Annotated in this window: 15 protein-coding genes; 3 read left to right on the forward strand and 12 right to left on the reverse strand. The window is 62.2% G+C overall.

What is annotated here, in order from left to right; all coding sequences use genetic code 11:
- The first annotated feature begins 59 nt into the window (after positions 1-59).
- Positions 60-608: a hypothetical protein gene (locus tag LB513_RS01335; protein ID WP_224661644.1), complete on the forward strand. Its 549-nt coding sequence runs from the start codon at positions 60-62 to the stop codon at positions 606-608.
- A 244-nt stretch (positions 609-852) separates the two neighbouring features.
- Positions 853-2,778: a GumC family protein gene (locus LB513_RS01340; protein WP_224661645.1), complete on the forward strand. Its 1,926-nt coding sequence runs from the start codon at positions 853-855 to the stop codon at positions 2,776-2,778.
- A 75-nt stretch (positions 2,779-2,853) separates the two neighbouring features.
- Here LB513_RS01340 and LB513_RS01345 read toward each other — a convergent pair whose 3' ends face one another.
- From LB513_RS01345 to LB513_RS01385, 9 genes are all read right to left on the reverse strand, one after another.
- Positions 2,854-3,378, reverse strand: a complete 525-nt coding sequence (locus LB513_RS01345; protein ID WP_224661646.1) for a GNAT family N-acetyltransferase — start codon at positions 3,376-3,378, stop codon at positions 2,854-2,856.
- Between the two features lie 10 nt (positions 3,379-3,388).
- Complete coding sequence (locus LB513_RS01350) at positions 3,389-3,943, reverse strand: helix-turn-helix domain-containing protein (protein ID WP_224661647.1); 555 nt, start codon at positions 3,941-3,943, stop codon at positions 3,389-3,391.
- Between the two features lie 308 nt (positions 3,944-4,251).
- Entirely contained in the window at positions 4,252-4,998 is a 747-nt protein-coding gene (pldH, locus tag LB513_RS01355) for a pyridoxal 4-dehydrogenase, SDR-type (protein WP_224661648.1), read from the reverse strand.
- Positions 4,999-5,041: 43 nt separating this feature from the next.
- Positions 5,042-6,220: a pyridoxamine--pyruvate transaminase gene (gene ppaT, locus LB513_RS01360; RefSeq protein ID WP_224661649.1), complete on the reverse strand. Its 1,179-nt coding sequence runs from the start codon at positions 6,218-6,220 to the stop codon at positions 5,042-5,044.
- Between the two features lie 25 nt (positions 6,221-6,245).
- Positions 6,246-7,052, reverse strand: a complete 807-nt coding sequence (gene pldA / locus LB513_RS01365; protein ID WP_224661650.1) for a 4-pyridoxolactonase — start codon at positions 7,050-7,052, stop codon at positions 6,246-6,248.
- Positions 7,053-7,096: 44 nt separating this feature from the next.
- Positions 7,097-8,032: a putative B6 ABC transporter permease subunit 1 gene (locus LB513_RS01370; RefSeq protein ID WP_224661651.1), complete on the reverse strand. Its 936-nt coding sequence runs from the start codon at positions 8,030-8,032 to the stop codon at positions 7,097-7,099.
- Positions 8,033-8,035: 3 nt separating this feature from the next.
- Positions 8,036-9,133 carry a putative B6 ABC transporter permease subunit 2 gene (locus LB513_RS01375; protein WP_224661652.1) on the reverse strand — a complete coding sequence of 366 codons (1,098 nt, stop codon included), beginning with the start codon at positions 9,131-9,133 and terminating at the stop codon, positions 8,036-8,038.
- Positions 9,130-10,698, reverse strand: a complete 1,569-nt coding sequence (locus tag LB513_RS01380) for a putative B6 ABC transporter ATP-binding protein (RefSeq protein ID WP_224661653.1) — start codon at positions 10,696-10,698, stop codon at positions 9,130-9,132. Before LB513_RS01380 ends, LB513_RS01375 begins: the two co-directional genes overlap by 4 nt.
- A 72-nt stretch (positions 10,699-10,770) precedes the next feature.
- Positions 10,771-11,745 carry a putative B6 ABC transporter substrate-binding protein gene (locus LB513_RS01385; protein ID WP_224661654.1) on the reverse strand — a complete coding sequence of 325 codons (975 nt, stop codon included), beginning with the start codon at positions 11,743-11,745 and terminating at the stop codon, positions 10,771-10,773.
- Positions 11,746-11,896: 151 nt separating this feature from the next.
- On the opposite strand from LB513_RS01385, the gene LB513_RS01390 reads away from it, so the two are divergent.
- Positions 11,897-12,322: a hypothetical protein gene (locus LB513_RS01390; RefSeq protein WP_224661655.1), complete on the forward strand. Its 426-nt coding sequence runs from the start codon at positions 11,897-11,899 to the stop codon at positions 12,320-12,322.
- A 37-nt stretch (positions 12,323-12,359) separates the two neighbouring features.
- On the opposite strand, the gene LB513_RS01395 is transcribed toward LB513_RS01390, so the two are convergent.
- The 3 genes from LB513_RS01395 to LB513_RS01405 are packed head-to-tail and all read right to left on the reverse strand — an operon-like array spanning position 12,360 to position 15,050.
- A complete protein-coding gene (locus LB513_RS01395; protein WP_224661656.1) occupies positions 12,360-13,370 on the reverse strand; it encodes an ABC transporter substrate-binding protein in 1,011 nt (336 codons plus the stop codon).
- Positions 13,371-13,407: 37 nt separating this feature from the next.
- Positions 13,408-14,223 carry an ABC transporter permease gene (locus LB513_RS01400; protein WP_224661657.1) on the reverse strand — a complete coding sequence of 272 codons (816 nt, stop codon included), beginning with the start codon at positions 14,221-14,223 and terminating at the stop codon, positions 13,408-13,410.
- Entirely contained in the window at positions 14,220-15,050 is an 831-nt protein-coding gene (locus tag LB513_RS01405) for an ABC transporter ATP-binding protein (protein WP_224661658.1), read from the reverse strand. Before LB513_RS01405 ends, LB513_RS01400 begins: the two co-directional genes overlap by 4 nt.
- Positions 15,051-15,142 lie beyond the last annotated feature (92 nt).

Consider the following 15,142-nt stretch of genomic DNA (forward strand, 5'->3'; position numbering starts at 1 on the left):
AACAATGCCTCTTCCTCAATGCCTATCGCTGGTCAGGTCGATTCAACTTGAAAACGTCCGTGAAGCGTAACAACATTTCTTCCCTTCATGAGGAAAGCGAAGACGTCGAGCCCGGCGGCGATCCACCGCCGCGGAGACCGACGACAGGGACATTATCATCAGTATCGCAGTGGTTTAGGGCCGGCTTCGGCCGTAAAGGCCGAAAACTTCCGGCGATGGAAGACGCGAACGAGCCGTCGCCTGCACTGGGTGGCGACGGCTATTGGGATGACGATGCTGTCGGCCCGGACATCACGCTGCGATTGATGGATGCTTCTTCGATACCGCCAGATCGGTTTCGATATGAAGATGATCCCTATCAGCCCGGCGCCGGGCGTGCTCTCGATACAATCGAAAGCGCCCGTGCCGAGATCGCCAAATTGCAGGCCAGCCTGATCGAGTTGATCCAAGCTTCCAGCGAAGAGAACATGCCAAGCGCAGAGACAGTTCGCGATGCGACAGAGGTGTTCGATACCGCTTCCACTGATCCCTTCGACGAAGCACAGTCGGCCCTTCGGCGCCTGAGAATCAAGATTCTCGAGCTTTATGGCCGTGCGGACGGCGCGTGATCCGCCAGGCTGCTCTGAGATCGCGCGGTCGACCGGCTATGACGTCCCTGCTAATCCAGAGACGGCGTGGCTAAGCCGAAGATCATAGGATATATTTCGACTTTACTTGCGACGAGCGGCTGTGCAGCTCTCCGCAGGGGATCCATGCAGGGTCACGACTGCCGATGCCGTAACTCGATCTTAAGCATGTTCGCGCATGGATTCCATGATCGGGACGACGAACCCAGTTCCGCGGAGAAATGCCATGCAAACGCCTCAGGCAGCGAGGTCACAAGGCCGGTCTGCGGCAGCGGGAACGCGCGTCGACACCTCTGTGGATCTTCCCGGTCTGATCGACACACTGATCCGCCGCCGCAAGATCATTGCGTTCTGCACGGTTTTGTTCGCAGGACTGGGATTTCTGGGCCTTTTCCTTATTTCTCCCCGATACACCGCAACCGCCCGCATACTGATCGACCCGCGCGAGCAGCGCGTGATGCAAAACGAAGTCGTGCAGCAGGGCTTCGGCACGGACATGGCCTTGGTCGAAAGCCAGGGTGAAGTGATCACGTCCGAAGCAGTTCTCAAGCGCGTCGTCAAAAACACCGGACTTGCCACCGACCGGGAGTTCGCCGGTTCTGCGGCCTCCACACAAGATCCTTCGGTCAACGCAATCGAAGCTCTTGCCGCCGCAACCAAGGTTGCGCGGCCAGAGAACACCTATGTTTTGGAGATCAGCGTTACAACCAAGGAGGCCATCAAATCAGCGCGCCTGGCCAATGCCGTGGCGGCGGCCTATCTGGAATACCAAGCCGATACAACGGCCGGCACGGCGCGAGATGTCAGTACTTCCATCCGCGATCGTCTGTCGCAGCTTCAGACAGAGCTGCGCAAATCGGAGGAAGAAGTAGAGGCGTTCAAACGCGAACACAACGTTTCGCAGTCGGAAGGGCAATTGCTCGGTGATCGCAGCCTCACCGATCTCGCAACACGCCAATCCGCGGCTCAAGCGCGAGCCAATGAAGCCAAAGCCCGTCTCGATGTGATGCAAGCTGCGCTCAAGAGCCGTGGTGACGTCGCCGCTGTCGTCGCCGACACGGATGCCACCATGGTAGCGCTGCGCACGCAGCTCGCCGAAGCTCAGCGCAATCTGGCCGAGTTGCAGCAGGTCCTGGGGCCCCGCCATCCACAAGTCGCCGCCGCGAGGGGGCAGATTGCCCAGGCTCAAGCATCGATCCGCGCGGAAAGCGCGCGGCTGGTGAGGTCCGCCCAGGACGATTATCGCGCGTCGATGGATGCGTTGGACGGCATCAACAGCAGCCTCGCTTCCGCAAAGACAAATTCATTCGATACCAACAAAGATCTCATCAAGCTGCGTGAACTTCAGCGCAAGGCGGATTCGGACAAGGTGGTCTATGAGGCTTTCCTGGTGCGTGCCAAAGAGACCGCCGAGCAGGAGAATCTTTCCACCCCGAACGCGAGGGTCATAGGAGCTGCCGCAGTTCCAAGCGCGCCGGCATTTCCGCCGCGAGCGCCAATGCTTCTCGCTGCCATTGTGCTGGGTCTGTTTATCGGCATTCTTGTGGCCATTTTGCGCGACTTGGCGGCTGGCCGGTCAAATGTTCCCCTCGCGACGGCAACGGCTCCTGCCGGCAAGGCGGAAATGGCCATAGCCAGCGGGCTGGTGACGGTGGCCTCCCTGCGTGATCCTCTCCTATCCCGCCAAGCGGCGTTGGCGCTGGCCCGGGACGCGCTCTCGTCAGGCCGTAATGTCATATTGGTCGACCTTGCAGCCGATGCGCCGGCCGACGTGGCTGGATTTGCGGAATTGGCGACTGGCAGAATGCCGGCTTCTGACGTGATCAAGATCGGCCGGACGTCGGGTGTGCAGATGTTGGGAGCAGGCCGCAAGGATGCGCTGGCGGAATTCCCGCTGGAGCGGGTCGGACCGGTCCTAACCGCCATATCGGACGAGTATGACGATGTCGTCGTCAACTTGGGCGCCTTTAACAGCGGCCTGAGCACGCTTGCCGAGGCCTCAACTCGATATTCGCAGCACCTGATCATGGCGGTAAACGAGGGCGAGTTCGGCCCACGCGAAGAGCACGCTGCAAAAATGCTTGCCGCCAATAGCGATACTGCCTTGTCTGTCGTTTCAGTGGAGGACGGGGATATCGTTCAGGCCGCGTGATGCGGCGCCGCACGGCGGCCGCAACGTTGCGAGGCGCGGCGGCAAGTCCGGCCAACAGCGGCCCATGCTCACCATCTACAGCCGCCGATACATGTAGGTGGTCGCGTGCCGCGCCTTTCCGTCGGGATCCCAGGCAAAGTCCGGAATAACGCCCGCGACTTCGAAGCCCACCGAAGAATATAGTGGCTCCGCAATGTCGCCAGTGCGTGTATCCAGCGTGACAAGGGTCTTTCCAAGCACGCCTGCCCGATCAAGAGCATGGTTCATCAGCGCTCTGCCTATGCCCAATCTGCGCGCCGTAGGATGGACCATCATTTTCGCAATCTCACAACGGTGCGGCTGATTTTGCGGCATGGACGTAAGAATCTGAACCGTGCCGACCAACTCGTTCTCACGCTCAGCGGCGAAGAGAAGGCGACGGCCAGCGGCCACCTCCGGACGGACGTCCGCCATCCAGTAATTGGCGGCCTCCTTGCGCGACAAGGGAGCCATGAAGCTAACCGCCGCACCGTCATTCACACTGGCCGCCAAGATTTCTGAGAGACCAGCGAGCCTCGCCTCGATTGCGGGCTCATTCAGTTCGGTAATGATGGTGTTCATTCAGTGGTCCTCAGGCCATGGCAATTAGATAGCGGGCAGGCTGATCACCTGTTTCGAATGAAGACGCGCCGCTCAGCCGATAGCGCAGGCAATCTCCAGCACTCAGGTCGTATCGAACCTCTCCAAGCGTCAGGACGAGTGACCCGCTGAGCATTACGAGGTGATGTTCGTGCCCGATAAACGCAGGTCGCTCGTAAGAGATATGCTGGTGGGGAGCGAGTTCGGCCTCAATGATCTCGAGTTTCAATCGCCCGCTCGGCGGTGAAACACTGCGCCGGGTAAAACCCTTCTCACGATCAGCCCAAACGCCTTGATCCGCATGACGCAGCAGGGGCAGGAAATCGGGTTCGAGGGGTGCGATCAGTTGAGAGAGCGGTAACGCAAATGCTGTCGCGAGCCGCCCCAGAGTTTCGGCTGTCGGACTGACTTCACCGTTCTCGATCCGCGATAGAGTTGCCCGGCTGATCCCGCTTGCTTCCGCCAAATAGGCAAGCGTGACAGCCCGCTCCATCCTGAGACGGCGCAAGTGCTGGGCGAGAGAAGCGTGTGGGTCTCGTGATTCCATATCTGGGATGTTATCTCAGATATGGAACAATGCAACCGGAGCATCATCGTACGACTGCATCTGTCTGCCGGCGGGTCGATTGCACGTGAACTCGCAAGCTTTGACCAGCACCGCGCTTCGAGCTTCTCCGGGGCATGCCGGTGACCGTCTGATCAGCCATCGCGACCAATGGGGAAATCTTGGAAAGGCGCGGTCGCGGAACGTCGAGGCTGGGGCTTTCCCCGGCCTGCAGGACCCCGCCAGCGTGGTTCGCCAACCCGTTTCCTTTGTATGTACGGTCTGGCGAACCTAAGGATCAGAAGGAGGACCTAGTGCCTGACCATCCCGGCGTCGACATTCAGCGTCTGGCCAGTGATCCAGCGGGCGTCCTCGCTCGCCAGGAACGACACGACATCGGCGATGTGTTCGGGCTGGCCCTTGCCCTTCATTGCCTGCAGCATCTCGACGAAGCCGAACGCTTCGTTGTGCGGGCTCGCCTTGACGCCGTCGCTCTCGATCAGGCCGGGCGTCACCGCATTCGCGGTGATGTTGTATTTGCCAAGCTCCGTGGCCAGCGCCCGGGTGAAGCCAATGACGCCGCCCTTGGCCGCGACATAGGCCGCCATATTCGGCGTGCCGGCAAAGAAGGTGTTGGATGCGATGCTGATCACCCGCCCGGCCTTGCCTGCGGCACGCATCTGGTCCGTCCCGGCCCGGCTGACAAGGAAGGTCCCGGTCAGATTGACGTCGATGATCTTGCGCCAATGGTCGAGGTCGACATCATCCCAGGCAATGAACGGCACGATGCTGGCATTGTTGACCAGGATGTCGATGCCTCTGGTCAGCGCCTGAATTTCAGCGAACAAGGCATTGACGGATTCCGGATCGGAAATGTCGGCGGCGATCGCCCGTGCCTTGCCGCCGATCGCCGCTGCGGCCGACTTCGCGCCCTCGGCATTTATATCGCTGACAATGACGGTTGCCCCGTCGGCGGCAAGCCGCGTCGCGATGGCCTTGCCGATGCCTTGTGCGGCGCCTGTAACCAGCGCTATCTTCCCCTCGAGCCGTTCAGCCATTTTGCAGTTCTCCCTCGATACGTGATCTGGTTTTGGTTTTGGTTCAGGCGTCGGCGTCGATCACGGCCATGGCCGCGTCGAAACCCCTGCCGATCGCTAGCTTCTGGCCTGCCGTGTTCATGGCGCCGCCGAGGGCAGCCAATGCAGCAATGGCATAGATCGGCTGCGCGGTTGGGCCCATATGGCCGATGCGGGTCAGCTTGCCCAATGTCTCGCCGCGGCCGGATGAAAACACCACGCCATAGCGGGCGCGAGCGGCTTGGCGCAGGGCCTTTTCGTCGACTCCCTCGGGCGTCCGCACGGCGGTCGTCGTTGGAGAGGCGATCTTGTCGCTGGCCGCCCAGATCGACAGTCCCATGGCCGCAACGCCCGCGCGCATGGCCCTGGCGGTGAGTGCGTGGCGCGCCCAAACCGCCTCCGGCCCCTCATCGAGATAGAGGTCGAGGGCAACGTCGAGCCCGTTGATCTCTGAGACTGACGGCGTGAATGGAAACGGCCTGTCGCGCGACCAGGCATGCTCCCAGTCGACGATGCTCAGCATCGATGCGCGCGGCGCAAGCGGATTTGCCTTCATCTTGGCCCAGGCCCGGTCGCTGACCCCCATCATCGTGAGGCCTGGAGGCGCACCGAGGCATTTGTTCGGTCCGGTGACGTAGATGTCGGCCTTGCAATCTTCGGGATGCGTCTTCATGCCGCCGAAGGACGAGACGGCATCGACGATCAGATAGCCGCCATGGGCAGAAACCAGCGCCCCGATGGCGTCGATTGGATTGATGGTACCGGAGGGGGTGTCGTGGTGGCAGACGGAAACGACTTTTATCTCCGGATGCGCCTTCAGCATTGCCTCGACGGCCTGCGGGTCGATCGCCTCGTTGTAGGGCACCTCGATCTCAAGCAGATGTGGCGAATAGCGTTTGGCCCAATAGCCAAAACCCTTGCCGTAGACGCCCGATGCAAGATTGAGCACGACGTCGTTTGGCTCGATCAGCGAGGCGGCGGCGGCCTCCAGGCCGAGCACCGGTTCTCCATGCAGGATGAGCGGCTTGTTGGACAGCCGCATCGCCTTCTGCGCCTTGTCGACCACCTTTTCGTAGAAAAGCTGGAACGCGGGGTCATAGTCGTAGAGCACGGTGCGAGACAGGCCGCGCAGCACTTCCGGATAGGCATTGACCGGCCCCGCGGTCAGGGTGATGACCGGATCGGTATTGTCGAGATAGCGCATCGTCTTGTCTCCCGATTGACGGCTCTCAGCCGTAGAATTGCGTGCCGGTCCGGTAGGTCTTGAAGTTGTCCATGTCGTGCGAGTACATCAGCTCGGCGCCATGGTCCTCGGCCATCTTCTTCACTTTGCGCATCGAATTGACGCCCGCCACCGGGTCGATGTGGAAAGCCGCCTGGCACAATGTTTCAAGGCTCTTCTGGGTGTAGGCGGCGTCGATCGTGAACATGATCGGCTTGCGCTGGGGGAACTCGACCAGCAGGCTGTAATGGCCGATCGAATGACCGGGCGTCGAAATCAGCCGTACCCCCTTGGCGAGTTCGACGTCACCCTCGATGCCTTCGAATGTCGAGTTGGCGCGCGTCGTGCCTTCCAGCAATTGCGCGGTCGCGCCACGCGCTTCCGCGGCCTCCGCCGAGAAGCTCAGGTCCGAATATCCCAGATGTTCGAAAGGCTGCGGATTGCAGGCCTGCGGCACTTCCGAGCGATGGCAGATCTTCTTTGCGTGTGGGAAATACTTGTTGCCGCCGCAGTGGTCGAAATGGAAATGCGAATTGACGACGACGTCAATGTCCTTGGGCTCGAGCCCGAGCAGCGCAAGCGCACCGGGAATGGTCTGGTGCTTTTCCTGGATTGGCTTCTCGAAGGGCAGCACCTTCATGACATGATCGTAGTCATAGCCCGTATCGATGAGGAAGCGACCCTCGGCATGCTCGATCAGGATCGAATAGACCGGGAAGCGCACTTCGCCGCCAGGGCCACGATTCCAGAACACATGATAGCCGTCGAGAACGAGCGAGCCGCCATCGAGCAGGTAAACCTTGGTATCCGACATTGTCGCCTCCTGTTTGGCGCGGGTCCCTTCCGCGCATCTGATTGTCAGCGCGCGCCGCGCTCGTATGGAATGCCAAGTGCCGCCGGCAGGCTCTCCCGCCGACCGAACAACACCAGCATGATCATCACCGCCAGGAATGGCAGCATCTGGATGACGTCGGTTGGTATGTTGATGCCCGCCACTTGCATGGCCGTCGTCAGCGACAGGCAGACGCCGAACAGAAGAGCACCGAACAGCACCCAGACCGGACGTCCGCGCGCCAGCATGGCCAGCACGATGCCGAGAAAGCCTGCGCCGTTGGTGATGAACGGGATAAACAGGCCCGCCCCGACATTGGCGAGATAGGCGCCGCCGAGCCCGGCCAGCGCGCCGGTCGTCAGCACGGCGATGGTCCGGGTCCTGATGACGTCGATACCTGCGACGTCGAGCGCGGCCGGCTTGTCGCCCGCCGCCTGCAGGTTGAGGCCGAGTTGCGTGCGCCGATAGAGGTAGGTCATGGCGAACACCAGCGCTACCGCCAGATAAACGATCAGGTGATGCTTGAAGAAGGCGGGCCCGATGACAGGAATATCCGACAGCAGCGGAACGACGGTGGCGTCCGCCGCCGGCAGGCGGGGATAGCTGCGCGAGAATTGGAAATGATGAAGCAGCGCCGTCAGCCCTTCGAGACCGAGCGTCAGCGCGATGCCGATGACGATCTGGTTCAGCCCGATGCGCACGCAGAGCAGCGCCATGATCAACGCCACCGCGACGCCGCCGGCGGCCCCGGCGAGGAACCCCAGCCACAGCGACCCGGAATAGAAGGCGCCGACGAAGCCAAGATAAGCACCGGCCAGCATCATGCCTTCGATACCAATATTGAGCACGCCGGCTTTTTCCGACATTTGCTCGCCGAGACCGGCCAGTAGCAGCGGGATGGCTGCGGTGACGGCACCGAACAAGAGCGCGCTGAGAAAGACTTCGCTGAATAGGCCGGTCATGCCCTAGGCCCTCCGCGATTGGTTGTAGCGATGATCGAAATATTCGGCGAGCGCGAGCACGATCAGCACGATCGACACCAGCACCAGGGTGAAATGATTGGGCACGCCAAGCCGCCGTGCAGCACTTTCGCCGCCGATCGACAGCACCGAAAGCAGGAATACGAAACCTATCGCGGCAAAACCGTTCATGCGGGCGAGGAACACGGCCGGAATGACCGCCAGCCCGTAGGCGGGATTCCAGTCGGCGCGGACATTGCCCTGCACGCCGATGATGTCGACGGCGCCGGCAAGGCCCGCGAGCCCGGCGGAGATGGCGAAGACGGCAATCGTCAGACCGGGCACGCCCAGCCCCGCATGAACCGCCGCGCGCGGATTGGCGCCGACGATCCGCAGCTTCAGCCCGAACGCCGTGCGGGTCATTACCAGATGCACGATGATGATTGCCGCCAGGCCAAGCAGCAAGCCGCTGGTGATGGTCGTATCGAACAGGCGCGGCAGCCGGCCTTCCACCGGTAGCGTGCGCGTCTGGGGAACGGTCGTACCGGGATCGCGAAACACCAGCTTGACCAAAACATTCGCGAGCGAGGTGCCCAGGAACGTCATCATCAGCGTGGTGATAATCTCGTTGACGCCTTGATAGGCCCGCAGCAGCGCCGGCACCAGCGACCAGATCATCGCTACCACCGCGGCGATCAGAAACGAACAGATGAGAGCCAGCCAGGCCGGCATCAACTGGACGAAAACCGGGGCGCTGGCGGCGGCCGTGACGGCACCGAGCAGGAACTGGCCGTCGCCGCCCAGATTCCACATGCCGGCGCGAAAGGCCACGATCAGGCCGGCGGCAAGAAACAGCAGCGGCGCCATGCGCGTTAGCGTCTGCTGGATGCCAAGCGGCGAGAACAGTCCCTTCTCCAGCACGTAGCCATAGTACGCAAGCGGATCGACGCCGACCGCAAGCAGGATACAGCCGGCCAGGACGAGCGCGATGAGGATCGGGCCAAGCGTCATCAGCAGCCGATGCAGGATGTCACGGCGCGTCGCCGCCGCGCTCGTCGCATCGAGCGCGGTGGCACCGGCTGCGGGGGCGGTATCGATGCTCATGCGGCAAGTCCGATCATCAGGCGGCCGATCTTGGTGCGGGCGTCGTCTGTGTTTTCCACTGTGCCGACCAGCGCTCCATTGGCGATGACGGCGACGCGGTCGCACATGCTCAGCAATTCCTCTAGGTCTGTGGAGATGAGCAGCACGGCAAGGCCGCGGGCCGCCGTATCGCGGATGCGCTGGCGCGACGCCAATGTGTTGGCGAGATCGAGCCCATAGGTCGGCTTGTTGAATATCACCACCTTGGCACCCTCCGCCAGTTCGCGCGCCAGCAGGACCTTTTGGATATTGCCGCCGGAAAGCCGGGCGACCGGCGTCTTCAGGCTTGGCGTGCGCACATCGTAGTCGCGCACCAATTGGGTCGCGCGCTTGTCGATCTCGGCGCGCTGCTCGACGCCGCTGCGCCAGAACGGAGCCGCGCCGATCTGCTTGAGGAAGAAATTGATCGAGACCGGGAAGGTACCGACCGTGCCCTCGCCCAGCCGGTCGTCCGTCAGGTAGCGAAGGCCGCGTTGACGGCGTCCACCAACGTTGAGCGCGTCGATGGCAGAGCCTTCCAGCCGCACCGAACCGCCGGTCGCCGCGCGCTGGCCTGCCAAGGCTTCCGCCAATTGTTTCTGGCCGTTGCCATCAATGCCGGCGATGCCAAGGATCTCGCCTGGACGAATGTCGAAGGAGATCGATGACAGGCCCGGCGCATCGTCCGTCGGGGCGACCGTCAGATTCGTGACCTCGAGCAAGGGAGCGGCTTCGGCGTCGACAGCACGCACCTGACGCGCCACCGCTTCCGGATCATCCTTCTGCTTGCCGAACATCAGTTCCACGATCTCGGAAATGATCTCCTGTTCACCCAGCGCGCGAAACCGCTCGGGCGGGATCTCGCCAACCTTGCGGCCGAGCTTCAGCACCGAGATGCGGTCGCCGAAGGCAGCTGCTTCCTTGAGCTTGTGCGTTATAAAGACGATCGCCAGACCCTGCTCGACGAGGCGGCGCATCAGCGCGCCCAGTTCGTCGATGCCCTTGGGAGTGAGCATCGAGGTGGATTCGTCAAGGATCAGCAGCCGGCTGTTGCGCAGCATTGCGCGCAGGATCTCGACCTGCTGCTGTTCGCCGAGCGAGAGTTCCGACACCTTTGCGTGCAGCTTCACGGTGATGCCGAGACTGCGGGTGATCTCGGCGACGCGCGCCACCACTTCTTCGGTCCTGGGGCGCTGCCACCACGGTCCACCTAGCAACAGGTTTTCCACCACCGTCAGTGTCGGCACCAGCATCATGTGCTGGAAAACGGTGCCGATGCCGAGCGCCAGCGCATGGCGCGGCGAAGTGATTGGTGTCGGCTTGCCGTCGACCAGTATGCGTCCTTCATCCGGCTGCTGCAGGCCGGACAACATGCCGATCAAAGTGGATTTTCCGGCCCCGTTCTCACCGAGCAGCACATGCACCTCGCCGGGACGGATCGACAGGTCGATACTGTCATTAGCGACAATGCCGGGAAAGCGCTTGGTAACGCCTTCGAGCGCCACGATGTCACGCTTGTCGCCGGAAGATGAGGAAAGACTGCTCATAGGTCGAGCCCTGGTAAGCGGGATAGGGCCGGAGGGACGACCGATCGCCCCTCCGGCAGACGATGTACGCCTCTACTGGGCGACGCTTGTCATCAGTGCCCTGACGGCGGTGGCGTCGTAGACCGGATCGACCTTGATCTTGCCGGAAATGACGTCTTCCCGAAGCGCCTGAATTTCGGCCCAGACATTGTCCGGGATCGCGGCCGTCTTCAGCAACTTGACCGAGTCGTCCTTCAGCCCGATCGTGTAGTGCCTGGTCCCGAACGTGTCGGCCTTGAGATCGGCGATCATCGCCGCGTAGACCGGCTCAATGTTCCACACCACCGACGACAGCAGGAAGCCCTTGTCGATCGGGGATTTGTCGCCGATGACGTCGATGAAATAGACTTTGCCACCATCGGCCGCCTTGGTGGTCTCGACGGCCTGCAGCATGCCGAAGCTCGAGCCGTTGCCCTGGCCGAAGATGATGTCCGCACCCGAGGCGATCACGCTTTCGGTGACGCGCTTGCCGCCGGCCGCATCGCTGTAGGCGGCCGGCCCTATCACCGCATAGGTGATCTTGACCGCCGAGTTCTCGGCCTTCACGCCCTGCGCGAACGCCGCCGACTGCGAATTCCACGATGGCGGTTCACCCGACACGACGATGCCGACCGATTTGGAACGCGACATCTTGGCGGCGAGACGGCCGGCAAGATAGGCGCCCTGGTGCCCGCTCAGCGTGTAGTCGGCGACGAGGCCCTTCTCCAAGCCGTTGGGCGTGTCGACGATGGCCACGGGAACCTTCAACTCCTTGGCGATTTCAGGCGCCGAGGTGTTGTAACCGCTGGCGTGCGCGATCAGCAGGCTGGCGCCGTCGGACGCAAGTTCCCGCAGGGTCGGGCGAACATCGCCATAACCGAGGCCCTGGGCCACGACCACTTCGACGCCGGCGGCCTTGCCCGCCGCCTTAGCGGCATCGATGCCCTGCTGATTCCAGCCGAAATCGGTGCCTTCCTCGGGGGTGAGGATGGCGATCGACTTGACTTCGCCTGCAATCGCGCTGCCCATGAGCACGGTTCCAAGTATAACTGCACTTACACTACTCTTAAGAAGCTTTAGCATGTTACCCTCTCTGTTGATTACCAACCAATATTCTTATTGTTATTGCGCGGAAGCGAGGTAGACTGCCTGATAAAATCATCCTTGGAGCTCAGGCAAAGTGAAGATCCGTTACATTCTCCCCATCGCGATGGCGTTCACGTCTTTCGCCGACGCTGTCGAGTTGCACCATGTGATCGTTCGCAAAGGCACGGACGGGCTCGACATGGTGCCGTTGACGATTGCCAATGCGGGCGATGAAGGCCTGTCCTGCAATGCCGACTTCGCGCACTGGTATTCGGCCGGGATAGCGACGGTGGACCCAGGCAAGAGCGTTCGCATCGAACTCTGGTTCGACCCCAAGAGCGCCACGTTCACGATCCTCAACGACAAGCGTGAGAACCTGCCCGTCGAGCGGCTGTGGTGCGGCCTGTCGGGTCGAGCATATGCCACGCGCGGGCAGATCACGCTCGACCGCACCGACGCCGCCAAAGGCGAACGAGCCGTGTCCTGCGCGATGGGCCAGGACAGTCTGGTCTGCCGGTAGGCTTTCGTCGGTCGGCTGGCCCGCGACATCGCTCGACCTACTCCTTGGCCAGGAACTTGTCGGTGAAGACATCCTCGGCCGAGAGAGCCGTCTTGAGCACGCCCTGGTCGGTCAAAGTCTTCAGCGTTTCCTCCCACTGGGTCTTCGTCATCCAGCCGAGACCATGCTCCTTGGTGTCCGCGCTGGTGAATGTCGACGCAATGTCGGCGTTGATTTGCGCCAGCAGCACATCCTTCTTGTCGGCGTAGCCGGGCGCAGCCTTGGCCGTGATCTCGGCTGCCTCCTCGGGGTGCGCCACGACATAGTCGAATGCCTCCTTGTACGCCTTGACGAAGCGGCCAACGATCTCCGGCTTGTCCTTGATCATCGCCTGCGAGGTGAACAGGCCTGAGCCGTATGCCTTCCAGCCGTGGTCGGCGCCCATCATGATGCTGAGCGAGCCTGGACCGCCGGCCTTGGCCTCGAGTTCGGGAACCTCGGCGTCGACATAGCCGACCACAGTCTGCACGCGGCCAAGAAGCAGGTAGCTTTCATAGGGCGGCGAGACGCTGTTCAGCGTCATGTCCTTTTCGGTCAGGCCGTTCGCCGCCAGGAAACCCTTGAAGAAGATGTAGGTTGATCCGGCGGGATGAATGCCAATCGTGAGGCCCTTGAGATCGGCGGGTTTCGTAAGCTTCATCGTCTTGGCAAGCGCGATGATGGCCAGCGGCGAATGCTGGTTGACGGCCGCCAGCGCCACGACCGGCACATTCTGCGACCGCGCTACGGCGAGCGTTGGAAGATCGCCGAAGCCGAAATCAGCGTTGCCATTGCCGACCAGGCGCATGGCGTCCGGGGAGCCGGAACCCTTGCGGATCTCGGCGACGTCGATGTCGTTCTTGGCGAAGAAGCCCTTCTCCTTGCCGACGAAGAACATGGCGTGATTGCCGCGCACAACCCAGTCGAGCTGGACGTTGACCTTGTCCGCCGCCGTGGCGACGCCGGACAGGCCGACAGCGCCGGCGAAGGCTACAAACGTGGCTGCCTTGATTAGTGAGCGTCTCAGCATTTGATCGTTCCTTCCTGACTTGAACCGTCCCGGGTAACTAGGACTGACTGAATTTCGGTGCCCATGGCACCACGATGCGTTCGAGTATTTCGGCGGCGTAGTAGAACGCGATGCCGAGCACCGAGACGAGGAGCAGGGCCGCAAAGACCAGCGCGGTGTCGAGCTGGGTCGAAGCGAACTGGATGACGTAGCCGAGCCCATCCGACGCGCCGGCGAATTCGCCGACGATGGCGCCGATGACACTGAGCGTCGCGGCGATCTTGGTCCCTGCCATCAGGCTGGGCAACGAGTGAGGCACACGGATCCTGAACAGGATCTGCGTCTGGCTGGCGCCCACGGAATTCATCAGCGAGAGAAGGGAGCGGTCGACGGACTGCATGCCCGCGAGCATGGACAAGGTCACCGGGAAGAAGGCGATGACGAGGATCAGGCCGATCTTGGGCGCGAGCCCGTAGCCGAACCAGAGGATGAAGATCGGCGCCAGCGCCACCTTCGGTACATTCTGGAACAGCACGACCAGCGGATAGAGCGCTCGCCCAAGCCAGTCGAAGCGCACGATGACCAGCGCGATGGCGACGCCAACCACGACCGAGACGAGGAAGCCGAACAAGATCTCGCCCGCTGTCACCAGTGTCGCCTGCATCAGCGTGTCCCACTGGGCCACCAGCGATCGCGCGATCTCGGACGGTGCGGGAATGATGAACGCTGATATGGCGAAAATTCTGACCGTGGCTTCCCACACCAGCACCGTCGCCAGCAGAAGGATGGCAGCCGGAAGCCAGCTTGCCGTCGCGCGGCTCCAGTTCGACGCCAGCCGCGTCTCGGCGAGTTGGGTGGTCGACTGATCGCTCACGACACGCCTCCCGGCTTATGGCTGGCGCGCAGCATCGCCCGCAGCTGGACCGCGAGCCTCACGAATTCCGGATCCTCCGCCACGGCCAGATCGCGCGGATAGGGAAGGCCGATGTCGAGGCTCTCGGTAATCCGTCCCGGCTTGATGCCCATGACATGGACATGGCGGGACAGATGAATGGCTTCGTCGATGGAGTGAGTGACAAGCACGATGGTCTTGCCGGTGCGCTGCCAGATCTCCAGCAGCGACTGGCCCATGGAATCCCGCGTGATGGCGTCGAGCGCGCCGAACGGCTCGTCCATCAGCAGAACCGCCGGATCGAGGGCCAGTGCGCGGGCGATGGCGACGCGTTGGCGCATGCCCCCGGACAGTTCGTGCGGACGCTTGTGGGCGCTATCGCCCAGGCCGACGAGGTCCAGCATTTCCTGGCCACGCGCCCTCAATGCGGCGCGCGAAAGCGATTTGTCAGCGATCCCAAGCAGCATCGATGCGTTGTCGACCGCGTTCTTCCAGGGCAGCAGATTTGCGTCCTGGAAGACGAGGCCGATCATGCGCTTGCGCGCCGCCTCCACCGGCGAAAGCCCGGCTATCGAAACACCGCCGCTGGTCGGCTCCACGAGACCAGCCAGGACCTTGAGCAAGGTACTCTTGCCACAGCCGGATGGACCGATAAGCGACACGAAAGACCCTTCCGGTATCGAGAGATTTATGTCGCGCAGCACCTGCTGCCTTGCCAGGACCACCGAGACGCCCTTGGCGGAGATCAAATCGTCGGGATGCAAATGGGCCGGGCGGGCGCCCTCTTCCCGGATGGTCTCAATGCGCATGGCTTGCCGCTCCATTCGCTGCGTTCGGCCGCGGCAGGTAAGGCATGGCAAGGATCGCAGCCGCAGCGAACTCCGCAACCCTGCAGCCCCTG

This window comes from Mesorhizobium sp. ES1-1 (assembly GCF_020164785.1).
Taxonomy (GTDB): domain Bacteria; phylum Pseudomonadota; class Alphaproteobacteria; order Rhizobiales; family Rhizobiaceae; genus Mesorhizobium.